Genomic DNA, 12,783 nt, shown 5'->3' on the forward strand with positions numbered 1-12,783 from the left:
ATCCGGCAGTTTCCTAACACAGGTGGGCCGCGACGTTTCCGCCGCGGCCCACCGTGTTTTACCCGTTATTCAGGCAGCTGAGCGCTGGTATTTAGCGCCGTACCGCCGGGGTATCGGTGCCGTTACCGTCCCAGTCACCAACGAAGAGCTCGTCAGCCACACGCCCGTAATGGAGCGTGAGATCGGCCGGGCCCGCATTGAGGGAGTTCTTCACGAGCAGCGCATTGCCGCGACGCACCGCGAAGGTATCCGTGCCATTACCGTCGAAATCTCCGGTAAAGATCTCGTCCTTAGCCTTGCCGTAGGAGAACTCGGTATCGGCATTCCCCGAGACAATAGCGTTCTTGACGAAGATGACATTGCCGCGACGCACCGCGAAGGTATCCTTGCCATCGCCATCCCAGTCACCGACCAGGGGGGTGTCCCCGTAGCGGCCGTAGCTAATGACCTCGTCTGCGTCCCCGCTCTTGAGCGAGTTCGCTACGTAGAAGGTATTCCCGCGCTGGACCGCGAAGGTGTCCTTGCCGTCGCCATCCCAGTCACCCACGAGCACGGTGTCACCGGCCTTACCGTAGGAGAATTCGATAGGTGCCTTGCCGCCCCGGAGAGTATCGGAGACGTAGAAGGTGTTCCCGCGGCGCACCGCGAAGCTATCCTTGCCGTCCCCGTTCCAATCCCCTACCAGGACATCATCTCCGGCGCGCCCGAAGCTGAAGACCGCCTGAGCCACGGTAGCTGTCCAGTTATTGGAGACGTAGAAAGTGTTGCCGTTATCGGAAGGCGTGGCCGGCGTGCTGGGATCCGCGGTGGGATCACCGCTCGGGTCTTTACCCGGTTCCGGAGTCGGATTCACACTCGGATCGGCACTCGGATCCACGCTCGGCTCAGCGCTCGGATCCGGCTTGGCGCCTTCCTTAACGAACTGGTTGACAACCGGCTGCGATTCTTTATCCAGACCGAGTGCATTCGCTACGGTGTAGTGGAGGTCGGTCTGGTCGGTACGCCCGATCACGTTTTCCGCACCGGGGCCGGAGGCCGCGATACGAAGCTGCGCACCGGTGTGTCCCTGGCCACCGCGCGCCACCTCATTGGATGCCGCGGTGTTATAGGACATCTGCATATAGTCGCCGTCCACCGTCTTGAGGATGGTGTTGACACCCGAGGTGGTGCTTCCCACGCCCACGATCTGCGAGGTGTGGGCGTGATCGGCAGTCACGAGGATAAGGGTGGGCTCACCATTCTCCTTGGCCCAGCGCTGCGCCACCGCAACGGCCTGATCCAAATCATCCAGCTCGCCAATCTGACCGCAGGCATCCGCCCCGTGATCAGCCTTATCAATCGAGGCGGCTTCCACCTGGAGGAAGAAACCGGCGTCGTTCTTGAGCAGATCCATGGACTTCTGGGTCATGGCCGCCAGGGTGGGAACATCCGCGGTGCGCTTCGGGTTGATCGTACAGGTCTCGTAATTCTCCGGCTTGCCTGGAGTGGGCACCGACTCGTTGAACATGCGCGGCATATTGCCCGGGGTGAAGAGACCGAGAACCGGTTTATCCTGATTGGCTTCGGTCAGGGCAGCCATCTGCTCCGCCGTCGTCACAATCTGGAAATCGTTATCACGCGCGTTTTCCAGCACGGACTTACCGGCCGTCCACCGCGTCGTCTCACCCCAGGTACCGGACACCTGAACTTCAGCGTCGAAGTACTTCGCGCCACCGCCCATCGTCACGTCCGCGCGGGTGTCCACGAGCTGTTCCGAAATGGACCCCATGCCGCCGTTTTCACGCAGATCGGAGCCCTTGGCCGGCTTCGCGTTCCCGGAGGGTGCGTAATGCGAGCGGCTGGTGACATGAGCACCCATAACCGCCGGGGTGGCATCCTGCACCTCGGAGGTGGTGATATTACCGGTCTTCAGACCGGCCCGCTTCGCCTTCTCCAGGAGGTTCTCCTGGGGTTTTTGAGCCAGGTCCACCCCGATAGCGCCGTTGTAGGTCTTCGTGCCGGTGGCCCAGGCGGTACCCGAGGCGGCCGAATCCGTCACGTAGTTAATAGCGCCGTCGCGGTCAATGGAGAAATGGGTATAAGAACCGGTGTACTCGAGATTATCGATACCGGGCAGGCGCCCGTTCGCACCGTAGAGATAGTTGCGGGCGGAAGTGATTTCCGAATCACCCATCCCGTCACCGATGAAGAGCACCACGTTCTTGGCCTTAGCATCCGAACGCTGCTCACCGTCCTTGCCGTACTGGGCGAAGTCACCGGGGGCCGGCACGGTCACCTTGCCGTTTTCGTCCACGGCGATGGCCATCTTGGCCCCGCCGGCTACCGGTTTCGCCAGCTTGGCATCGCTGGCGGCGGTGGAGGCTTCGGCGTTGAGGGAGAGTGCATTACCGATGGTGTAGAAAAGATCGGTCTGATCTGTTTGACCCAGCACATTTTCTTCACCGGGGCCGTAGGCGGCCACGCGCAGCTGCGCTCCGGTGTGCTGCTGGGAACCGGCATTGGTGCCGTCCTCAGCGACCTTGGTGGTGCCGTAAAGGATGGACATCGGGGATCCATCGGCGGTGGCCAGGCGAGTCACGGGGCCCACGTGGTCGTCGCCGTCGGACACAATCTGCGCGGTATGCGAGTGGTCCGCCGTCACGACAACGAGGGTCTGTCCGTCCTTCTTCGCGAAGTCCAGGGCAACCTTGGTGGCCTGGTCGAGGCGATCAGTTTCCCCGATCTGCCCGCAGGCGTCCGAGGCGTGATCGCGCTTGTCAATGGAAGCCGATTCGATCTGAAGGAAGAAGCCCTTCTCCGCGCTCGGATCATCAAGAAGCTCAATGGCCTTGCGGGTCATATCCACGAGCTCGGGCTGGGTGCCAATATCCTGCTTTTCGCAGGTGAGCGGATCGGCCTTCGCCCCGCCCACCTTTGCCCGGGAGGATTTGTAGGCGGTGGTCATATTTGAAGGCGCAAACAACCCGAGAACCGGGGAATCTTGATTGGCCTTGGTGATTCCCGCGAGTTCATCAGCGGTGGTTACCACCTGGAAATCATTCGCGCGGGCGTTCTCCAGCACCGACTTATTGGCTTCCCACCGGGTGTTGTACTTGGCCGCGCCCTCGAGGAAGGGGTTGGTGTTCCCGGAGGCCGTGGTCACCATGGCGTCGAAGTACTTCGCGCCGCCGCCCAGGGTCACATCCGCGCGGGTGTCCACAATCTGCTCCGAAATGGAGCCGAGCCCGCCGTTTTCACGCAGGTCCGCGCCCTTGGCCGGCTTCGACTTCCCGGAGGGAGCATAGTAGCTGCGGCTGGTGGAATGCGCACCCATCACGGCCGGGGTGGCATCCTGAATATCGGAGGTGGTCACGTTGCCGGTACGCAGCCCGGCATTCTTGGCCTGCTCGATAAGGTTCTGCACCGGCTTGCCGGCCAGATCCACGCCGATGGCTCCGTTGTACGTCTTCGTACCGGTGGCCCAGGCGGTACCCGAGGCGGCCGAATCGGTCACGTAATTGAAGGAACCATTCTTATTGACTGAATGGTGTGTGTACATACCTTCGGAGGTGAGTTCGTCAATACCTTCGAAACGCCCCGAGGCGCCTTTGAGGTAATTGCGGGCCGCGGTGATTTCCGACTGGCCCATACCGTCACCAATAATGAGGATGACGTTACGGGCCTTGGCATTGGAACGCCCCTGGCCCGCCTTACCGAATTGCGCGCAATCACCGGGTTTGGGCGGAATAACGTTTCCTTGCGCATCAAAAATAACGCAGTTTTCCGGGCCGTTTGCGGTGCGGTAGGTGGTATTTTCCGCCGAAGCGGCACCTCCCGCGAGCGCCGAGAAGCCGACGGCGGCCACAGCTGCTGCTGCCACCGCGCGCCGGGCAGTGAAATGTGAGGATCCCATTGTCCTTTTATCCCTTCTAACAGAACGTGGGCCCTCTTAGATTCACTTAATTCTTTTACCGGAAGGCAAGCAGAATGTAACGGGCGGGTGAACGATGCGGTTGTACGTGGTGGGTGCGGCATAACAACGGTCCGGAAAATTCGGTGTTTTAACGACGACGTCGCCCTCCGACCTTCGGGGAAATCAGGTGCGCATGCTAACCGCGCGAGTACGCATTTCCTCCGTATCCGGCCAGGTAGCGAGCCCGGGAGAGCCAGTGTTCGGCCTCGCGTAGCCGCCCGAGGGCATCGTGTTCCCAGCGGGTGCCGTCGGTGCGCACGGCCCCGGCAACGAGGGAGAGGGTCACTCCGGCAGCGCGCGCGTATACGGGTGCGGCAGGTAAACGCTGTTCAAGTAACGCGCACCACTGCCCCAGAATGGAACGCAGGTGCGGATAGGCTGCCGGGGCCAGGTGGGGCAGCACGCTCATATGCCCGAGCAGGCAGGCCCAGTCATCGGCGCGGTATCCCGGACCGAGGGAATCGACATCAATAACCCCGGCGATCCACCCCGTGGGGGTAGAGGTGGAGGTAAAGGTGTGCGCGGCTGCGGGCGCGGATGGACCACGCTGCACAAAAATATTGGCTTCGTAGAAGTCTCCGTGCACGGGCACGATGGGTCCGGGATCAAGGCTGGCCATCATCTGCGTCACGCCGCTGGCCACCGCGTGGGCTCGAGCTGCGATACCGGGGAGCGCGACCGCGGCGGCGTGCGCGTAGTGGCCCACCCGATCCGCCCAGGCAGGCCGGTGGGTGAGGTGGACGGCCGCGGCTGGCAGGCTTTCTTGGAGATTCCAGAGGGTATTGAAAAGCGCGACGCTGTGCTCCCCCAGCCCGCGCGCCAACCAATTGGCCAGTGGCTCGCCCGGGAGGGTGGAAATAAGAACGAGGCCACTCGGGTCTTCGCGCACCACCCGCGGGGCAAGAACCCCGGATTCCCCTAGCATGCGATGGCGTTTAGCCAAGGATTGCGCTGCGGGTGGGCGCAGCACTTTTGCGAAAGCAGTTCCACCGCCCCGGGTAGTAACTTTGACGACGGCGCGCCTGGTGGGCCGGTAGCTCTTGAGTTCGACCGTAACTTTTTCTCCCAAAAATCCAGATATCCGGCTCGGGGTGACGGCCAGCGGCAAGGCGGGAAGCTCCGGGTCATGGGGGTATTCCCACACCCAGACGGCGGTATCCCGGTGGGTCAGACGAACGAGGGTAGGGGTGAAGGTTTGAGAGAGCTGCGCGGTGGAGGCACAAACATATTTTTCTCGCGGACTGCCGGTGGGGCGCCCACCTTCTCCGCGGGCGCGCGCGGTCACGGTGTAGCTCACCGTCACGCCGGCCCCGGGGCGGTGATTGACGCGGTGGACCGCCCAGGATTGGAGCTGCCAAGCTGGAAGTGCGGTGGCGAGCATCGACCCGGCGTCCGGGCCGGTCAGCAGCGCTAAATCAGCGCTTTCCGAAGATGCAGCCATAGAACAATAGTGCCGCATCCACCCCGGTGGCACAATGCGGGCGCGCGGCCCGCCGGCACGCTACCCGCCCGGCGCGACCGATCACGACCAGGCACGACTCGGCACGGCCGGCGCGCGCCACGCTGCGGGTGCCCGCACCTCACGCGTGCCGCTGGCGTGGGAAGATGGAGGGGTGCGTAACCTTGCTGCCCTCCCCAAAGCCCACGTGCATGTGCACTTCACCGGCTCGCTGAGCGTCCCCAGCCTCGTGGATATGGCCCGCAGTGCCGGCGTGCGCCTGCCCGAAAACCTCACCGATAACGTGGCGATGCAGGTGCCCGCGGACCAGCGTGGGTGGTTCCGTTTCCAACGCGCCTACGATGCTGCGCGCGCCGTCGTGCGATCCGAAGAAGCAATGCGGCGTATCGTACGCGAAGCGGCCCGAGCCGACCGTGCCGAAGGCTCCCGCCGCCTGGAAATCCAAATCGACCCGACCTCCTACGCCCCTTACGTTGGTGGTATTACCCCGGCCCTCGAGATTGTTTTAGACGAAGCGAAAGCAGCCACCCGGGAGACCGGTGTTGAGGTGGGGGTCATCGTGGCGGCATCACGCACCCGTCATCCCCTTGATGCCCGCACCTTAGCGCGCCTCGCCGCCCGCTACGCCGGGGACGCTCCCGGTGACGTGGTAGGTTTCGGGCTCTCCAATGATGAGCGGCGCGGGCGCACCGCGGAATTTGAGGCAGCTTTCCGCATCGCCAGGAGGGCCGGCCTGCGTTCCGTCCCCCACGGCGGGGAATTACTCGGCCCTGAGCATCTGCGCGAAGTCATCACGCACCTGAATCCAGACAGACTCGGCCACGGGGTGCGAGCCGCCGAGGATCGCGACCTCGTTGCTGAGATTGTGGAGCGCGGGATCGCGCTGGAGGTCTGCCCCGCCTCGAATGTGTCGCTCGGGGTGTTCCGTGAAAATGAGGACGTTCCCCTGCGCACGCTGTTTGATGCTGGGGCGCTCATCGCTCTGGGTGCCGATGACCCGCTACTCTTCCTGGCCCGCCTCAACGACCAGTACGATATCGCGCGCCGCCAGGGTTTTTCCGATTCTGAACTGGCAGAGTTGGCCCGCCGCTCCATCCGGGCCTCCTTCGCTTCCGCTTCCTCGAAGCGCGCCTGGCTCGCGGAAGTTGATGCGTGGCTGGAGGCAGACAACTAAGCGTCCAAGCCGCCGAGCACGACCGGTTCGGGATGGAGAACCACCCCGAAAGCTTCTTTCACCCCCGCCTGAATTTCCCGGGCGAGGGCGCGTAGCTGAGACCCGGTAGCTCCCCCGCCATTGGTGAGCGCCAGGGTGTGCTTGGAGGAGAGCCGAGCCGGACCGTGCCCGTAACCGCGGGTGAACCCGGCATGCTCAATCAACCACGCGGCAGAGGTTTTGACCAGCCCATCAACCACCGGAGCGCCTCCGCTCAGGGTTGCGTGCGCGGCGTCGTGTACCTCGTAACGCGGGGCGTCCTCCGGCAACCGCTGCGCTTGCGCGGTGGTGAGTACCGGGTTGGTGAAGAAAGAACCGCACGAATACGTATCGCGGTCGGCATTATTGAGGACCATGCCTTTGCTACCCCGCAGCTCCAGCACCGCCTCCCGCACCGTTTCTGAGGGCACCCGCGCCCCGAGCTCCACCCCGAGGTGGCGGGCCAGCTGCGCGTAGCCGATGGGATCGGACACATTGGACAGCTTGGTTTGGAAAGTCACCTCAAGGACGATATAACGAGGGCTGGGTCCGTATTCCCCAATGGTTTCCTTGAGGATCGAGGTGCGATACCCCAGGCGCATATCCGCGAGAAACAGGGTGCGGATGCGTTCTTCACGCCGGTCATAGACCTTGAGACGCGCGAGGGTCGCGGCGACTTCCTGCCCGTAGGCCCCAATATTTTGCACCGGTGCCGCCCCCACACTCCCAGGAATGCCAGAAAGCGCCTCAAAACCGCCCCAGTCCTGGGAAATCGCGTGGACTACAAGGTCATCCCACGGGGTTCCCGGTAGCACGGAGAAATTCGCGCCTTCGCAACTGCCCAGCGAGTCCAGCACGATTCCGGAGCGCATATCACGCAGCACGATCCCGTCAAAATGACTGTCGGCGGGGAGGATATTTGAGCCGCCCCCAATCATGAGGAGCGGGGTGCCGGCCGCGTCCGCGCGACGCACGGTATCCACCACTTCGGTTTCGGTGGTGGCTTCCACGAGTTCGGTGAAAGTACCACCCACGCCGATGGTGGTGAGTTCGGCGAGGGTGCTTGCACCGCTGCGAGCCCGGGTGGAGAGGACCGGCGCGCTCACGTGATGCGGTTCGGGAGGTTCGGGAAGAATACAGCTCATTGTTCTAGCCTACGGCTTTAGCGACGACGGCGCATGCGGTGCGCGCGTTGATGGAACGACGGCGCGACCGGGGCCGCCAGAAAAGCAAAAAGGGAAGCCAGTCAGGCTTCCCTTGAGCTATGCACCCCAACCGGGCTAAACCCGGTGAGATACCACCACGCTACCGCGCTTTAGCGGGTTTCGCGATGGTTCGTGGAGGCGTTGCACCGCGAGCAGTACTTCTTCAGCTGCAGACGATCCGGATCGTTGCGGCGGTTCTTCTTCGTGATGTAATTGCGTTCCTTGCACACCTCGCAGGCGAGGGTGATCTTGGGACGCACGTCAGCAGACTTGCTAGCCATTCCTTTTTCTCCTCAAGGTTGTGCCCTACTGGTAGTCAGTAGCGGGGGCGGGGATTGAACCCGCGACCTCACGATTATGAGTCGTGCGCTCTGACCATCTGAGCTACCCCGCCTCATGTCACCGCATGAGGCGGCAACGGAGCCCCGAAAGAGAATCGAACTCTTGACCTTCTCCTTACCATGGAGACGCTCTGCCGACTGAGCTATCGGGGCGATGCCGATTTCGCAACGAGTACCAAGTTTACTCGATTCACGCTGAAAAACCAAGCGTAAGAGAAATGTGAAACAGATCAACCATTTCGACATTTCGTGGCGGGTGTAGGATTCGAACCTACGAAGCGTAACGCATCTGATTTACAGTCAGGTCCCTTTGGCCGCTCGGGAAACCCGCCAATATGACTTCCGAAGAAGTATTTTTCACCCCGCGGAAGAAAGGCTGAGTCACCGCCCTTCCGTAAGGCACCAGATGAGATTACCCAGGGAGGAAAGTTACTGTCAACTTTTGAGACGGGAACGTGGCCACCACCACTCCTTAGACTGCCGGCAGGCTCGTGGACCGCTAGCTGCGCCGTCGTACCGCACCCTCAATAGCGCGAACAGACGAGCCGCAACCGGGCTTTAGGGCAGGCGGTGAATCCATTCGGGCGTTGAGAATTTCGCCTCGTAACGTTCCTTGGCCACGCGCAGGTCTTCCGCGGTGATCTCACCCCGGCTCGCTCCGTACTTCTGGGTGAAAACGTCCTTGAATACCTCGATAATGGCGTCGCGCGCCATCCCGGTCTGGCTCTTCATGGGATCCACGCGTTTGTTCGCGGAGCGGTGCCCACGATTCTTCTTGCCCGCGCTGCCCATATTGAGCACGTCCATCATCTTGTCCGCGTCGATGTCATACGCGAGGGTGACATGGTGCACCATATAGCCGGTAGCGAAGTGTTTCTGGGCTGCTCCGCCGATTTTGCCACGGTCGGAAGCGATGTCGTTGAGAGGCACGTAGTGGGCTTTCACCCCCACCCGCGCGAGGGCCTCGATGACCCAGGCATCCAGGAACGGATAGGACTCCAGGAAAGACATCCCATCCACGAGCGCGGTTGGTACCACCAGCGAATACGTGATGCAATTACCCGGCTCCATGAACATGGTGCCCCCGCCGGTAATGCGCCGCCCGACCGTGATGCCGTGGCGGTCCACCCCGTCCTGGTTGATCTCATTGGAATAGGACTGGTAGGAACCCATAACCACGAGGGGGCGGTCCCATTCCCAGATGCGCAAGAAGGGCTTGTGTTCCCCGCGGGCCACCGCTTCGGGGAGGGTTTCATCCATGGTCATATTGAGAACGGGGTGGATAACCGGGGTGTGGAGAATCTCAAAATCGATATCTTCCCAGGCCAGGGCGTGGCCTACGGCGCGGCGTACCGCCACCGCAACCCCGCGTGGGCTCAGCCCGAAGAGATTATCGGTGGGGAGCACCGCCGCCTCGACCGCCTGGGCAATATCCTCCGCGGAGGCATCGGCCTCCAGCCCTTCAATCGCTTCGGTGATGCGCCACAACGCGCTATCCGGTTCGATGAAGAAATCGCCGGAGAGGCGAACATTCGCGAGTTTGTTATCGACCACATCGAGGTCAACAATCGCCATTTTCTGGCCGAGTTCCTTGTATTCGCCGTGCATAAGCGTTCTTCTTTCTGTCACGGATGGTGAGGGATAAGTGGATGGTTAGAGGAGCGCGCCGTCGTGCGACTCCCCACGCGAAATCGCGGTCATTGTGTCACGATTGACCACCTTGACCCGGGCACGCCCCTGCTGGGCCCCGAAGTTTTCCTCGAAAGCTTCCAGGAGCTCCCACCCTTCCCACGTGGTCCATTTCACACCACGTTCGGTCAGGAGGTCGAGGAGCCCGCGCCCACCCGAGCCATCCCCGGTGGCACGCGCGATTCCGGCTTGAGCGTCGGCAACGAGGTGGCGAATGGTTTGGCGCGCATCGGATTTGGTGGAGCCGATCAGGCCAACGGGACCGCGTTTGATCCACCCGGTCACGTAGTAGCCGGGGATAGTCTCCCCTGTGTCGGTGACGATGCGACCTTCCACATTCGGGATAACCCGATGGATAGGATCCCAAGGCAGGCCGTCCAATGGCTCGGAAGCGTAACCGATGGCGCTGTAGACCGCTTCCACCGGGTAATCCACGGTTTCGCCGGTGCCGGTCACGGTACCGTCCCCCTGAAGCTGGGTGCGTTCCATACGGATCCCGGTCACGTGGTCCGTGCCAAGGATTTCTACCGGGGCCTGCATGAGATGGATGTGGATTCGGCGCGGGGCGGTCATCTCATCCGGATCGTTGAAGACCCAATCCGTGAGAAGATCCACCACCTGACGGGTCATCTTCGAGGAATCAAGAGCCTCTTGGGAGCCGGCATCGTATTGGAAATCTTCGGGGTACACCTGGATATCCACCCCGGCCACTTCGCTCAATTCGCGCAGCTCAAGCGGGGTGAACTTCACCTGGGCCGGGCCGCGCCGCCCAAAGATATGCACGTGTTCAACGGGGTTGGAGCGCAGCCCGCGCTCCACATTCTCGGGAATATCGGTGTGGGCACGCAGGTCATCCGCGGAACGAACGAGGATGCGGGAGATATCGAGGGCCACATTCCCCACTCCGATCACCGCGACATTGCGGGCATTGAGGGGCCAGGCGCGCGGTACATCGGGATGGCCGTCGTACCAGGAAACGAAATCCGCAGCCCCGTATACTTCCGGAAGATCAGCGCCCGGGACTTCCAGCGGTACGGATTGATCGGCACCGGTGGCGACGACGACGGCATCGTAAAACTCGTGAATTTCGGACATGTGGACGTCTTCCCCGATTTTCACATTCCCGAGGAAGCGAATATCGCCCCGTTTGAGAATGGCATGGAGGGCTTTGATAATCGAGCCGATGCGCGGGTGGTCAGGCGCAACCCCGTAGCGGACCAAGCCGTAGGGGGTGGGCAGCTTATCGAAAAGGTCAATGCTGACCGGGATATCGGATTTGCTGAGGATATCCGAGGCGTAAATCCCGGCCGGTCCCGCGCCGATGACCGCTACCCGATAGGGGCGTTCCTGTGCGGCGTGCTCCGGGGCGGGGGATGCATGTGTCACGGCTAACTCTCCTTCTGCGTTCACCTCCCCTATCTTAGCGAGCCGTGCGCACGGCGGGCAGGGCAGTACCGGAGAACATCTGGCCTTACAGAGTGGTACTGCACGACAGGAAACCGGGCGGTAACTGTAGCTCCAGTACCACTTTGTTATCCGGCCCGATGAATAGGCGGTCAGTTCTGCCGAGGCGCTCAAAAAGCAACACCTCGACATCGCGGCTCCTAAAAAGCAACCTCAGGACAGCGGGCCCCACACGACGCAACCTGACGACATCAAAACAATTTCTTAATGTAGTTGCCGTTGCGCTTTGATCTCCGGCAGCAGCGGTAACCGGTCCGAGCGAATCTCACCGGCTTCACAAACCCCAATAATCACACGAGCATCTGCCGGGGTACTGTATGTTTTCCGAGCTGTAGTGCAGATGTCGTACACGCGAAGTACACCTCGGAAAAACACCCCATCTCCCGCCGGGCAAGGTAGGTAGAGTGAGTCATTCTCAAGCGTCAAGGCAGCCAAATGTGCATTTCGGACTGTTAGGGGCACATAATGTACGCCACGGACATTAAACCGCAGAAAAACTGTCACCCAGGTACATTTTGTTAGCAGGCACGGTCTCTCTGCCCCGAAGTGCGCGTTTCGAACCGTGGCCTCCGTCAAGTGCGCATTAGAGACACGAATTCGACCCAGAACGGTGCTCTTGCGCGCACTTTGTTTTCGGAGGCAGCTGCGCATGGTCAGTTACGATCCGGGAAATAAGGCGAGGGAGCGGGCATAGGGCGAGGGACCGGGCATGGTGCTCGGTCCCTCGCCTTGGTGTGTATTCGTGGCTTTGGCCCGTTTGATAGTCCACTACTATCCCACTACTCAGTACGGGAGGCGCGGCACGGGCCACACCGGGGTGCAGGATTTACTGCACCGTGGTGTCGAGACGAATAATCCCGTAGGTCCAGCCGTGGCGCAGGTAGACCGCGCACGGTTGCTTCGTTTCTTCGTCGATGAAGAGGTAGAAGGGGTGGCCCACCATTTCCATTTCGTAGAGAGCTTGGTCCACGGACATGGGATTGGCTTCGTAGAGCTTATCGCGCACCACAACCGGGGAATCCCCCAGCTGGGTTTCTACCGCTTCCCCGGTAGTTTCGGGGCGGGTGGGATGCGCTGCTTCCACTTCTACTTCGGGCATTGACTCCGCCTGGGCTTCTGCCGCAAGCTCCTCCGCGGTGAGCGTGAGCGGTTCTCCTACCTTCTCAACCACGCGCCGATGGGACTTGCGGCGATCACGCGAGCGGCGCAGCCGCTCAAAAAGCTTTCCGGATGCTAGATCGAGGGCGCTGTACTGATCAGCAGCTGAGGCCTCAGCCCGAATAACCGGGCCCTTATCAATAACCGTGATTTCGATAACTTTCGAGTTATCCGCTTGGGCGGGGTTCTTTTCCTTTGACACCTCTACCTCAACGCGCTGAGCGCGCGGAGCGAACTGTTCCACCTTCGCAATTTTTTCTTCGATGTGATTGCGGAAACGGTCCGAAACTTCAGTGTTCCTACCCTTGACGATAATCTCCACG

Annotated in this window: 8 protein-coding genes and 3 tRNA genes; 1 reads left to right on the forward strand and 10 read right to left on the reverse strand. The window is 61.5% G+C overall.

The window, feature by feature from the left end; genetic code table 11:
* Positions 1-91 precede the first annotated feature (91 nt).
* Both phoA and HMPREF9237_RS07400 read right to left on the reverse strand, forming a co-directional pair.
* Positions 92-3,892, reverse strand: a complete 3,801-nt coding sequence (gene phoA, locus HMPREF9237_RS07395; protein ID WP_016443123.1) for an alkaline phosphatase — start codon at positions 3,890-3,892, stop codon at positions 92-94.
* A gap of 196 nt (positions 3,893-4,088) precedes the next feature.
* A complete protein-coding gene (locus HMPREF9237_RS07400) occupies positions 4,089-5,393 on the reverse strand; it encodes a phosphotransferase (RefSeq protein WP_016443124.1) in 1,305 nt (434 codons plus the stop codon).
* Between the two features lie 172 nt (positions 5,394-5,565).
* On the opposite strand from HMPREF9237_RS07400, the gene HMPREF9237_RS07405 reads away from it, so the two are divergent.
* A complete protein-coding gene (locus HMPREF9237_RS07405) occupies positions 5,566-6,585 on the forward strand; it encodes an adenosine deaminase (RefSeq protein ID WP_039899137.1) in 1,020 nt (339 codons plus the stop codon).
* On the opposite strand, the gene HMPREF9237_RS07410 is transcribed toward HMPREF9237_RS07405, so the two are convergent.
* From HMPREF9237_RS07410 to hpf, 8 genes are all read right to left on the reverse strand, one after another.
* Positions 6,582-7,748 carry a UDP-N-acetylmuramate dehydrogenase gene (locus tag HMPREF9237_RS07410; RefSeq protein WP_016443126.1) on the reverse strand — a complete coding sequence of 389 codons (1,167 nt, stop codon included), beginning with the start codon at positions 7,746-7,748 and terminating at the stop codon, positions 6,582-6,584. The two genes, HMPREF9237_RS07405 and HMPREF9237_RS07410, sit on opposite strands and share 4 nt — an antisense overlap.
* A 170-nt stretch (positions 7,749-7,918) precedes the next feature.
* Entirely contained in the window at positions 7,919-8,089 is a 171-nt protein-coding gene (gene rpmG, locus HMPREF9237_RS07415) for a 50S ribosomal protein L33 (protein WP_016443127.1), read from the reverse strand.
* Between the two features lie 39 nt (positions 8,090-8,128).
* Positions 8,129-8,202, reverse strand: a tRNA-Met gene (locus tag HMPREF9237_RS07420).
* Positions 8,203-8,229: 27 nt separating this feature from the next.
* Positions 8,230-8,302 (reverse strand) — tRNA-Thr (locus HMPREF9237_RS07425).
* 97 nt (positions 8,303-8,399) lie between these two features.
* A tRNA-Tyr gene (locus tag HMPREF9237_RS07430) sits at positions 8,400-8,481 on the reverse strand.
* A 226-nt stretch (positions 8,482-8,707) separates the two neighbouring features.
* Positions 8,708-9,757, reverse strand: a complete 1,050-nt coding sequence (locus tag HMPREF9237_RS07435; protein ID WP_016443128.1) for a lipoate--protein ligase family protein — start codon at positions 9,755-9,757, stop codon at positions 8,708-8,710.
* Positions 9,758-9,802: 45 nt separating this feature from the next.
* On the reverse strand, positions 9,803-11,224 hold the full coding sequence (locus tag HMPREF9237_RS07440) for an FAD-dependent oxidoreductase (protein WP_016443129.1): 1,422 nt from the start codon (positions 11,222-11,224) through the stop codon (positions 9,803-9,805).
* Between the two features lie 904 nt (positions 11,225-12,128).
* A complete protein-coding gene (gene hpf / locus HMPREF9237_RS07445) occupies positions 12,129-12,782 on the reverse strand; it encodes a ribosome hibernation-promoting factor, HPF/YfiA family (protein WP_016443130.1) in 654 nt (217 codons plus the stop codon).
* Position 12,783: the final 1 nt, after the last annotated feature.

This window comes from Actinotignum schaalii FB123-CNA-2 (genome assembly GCF_000411135.1).
Lineage (GTDB): Bacteria > Actinomycetota > Actinomycetes > Actinomycetales > Actinomycetaceae > Actinotignum > Actinotignum schaalii_A.

What these genes read in the sequence shown, in the direction of transcription:
- phoA (WP_016443123.1), bottom strand. Translation starts at nt 3,892, where the DNA reads ATGGGATCCTCACATTTCACTGCCCGGCGCGCGGTGGCAGCAGCAGCT.
- HMPREF9237_RS07400 (WP_016443124.1), bottom strand. Translation starts at nt 5,393, where the DNA reads ATGGCTGCATCTTCGGAAAGCGCTGATTTAGCGCTGCTGACCGGCCCG.
- HMPREF9237_RS07410 (WP_016443126.1), bottom strand. Translation starts at nt 7,748, where the DNA reads ATGAGCTGTATTCTTCCCGAACCTCCCGAACCGCATCACGTGAGCGCG.
- rpmG (WP_016443127.1), bottom strand. Translation starts at nt 8,089, where the DNA reads ATGGCTAGCAAGTCTGCTGACGTGCGTCCCAAGATCACCCTCGCCTGC.
- HMPREF9237_RS07435 (WP_016443128.1), bottom strand. Translation starts at nt 9,757, where the DNA reads ATGCACGGCGAATACAAGGAACTCGGCCAGAAAATGGCGATTGTTGAC.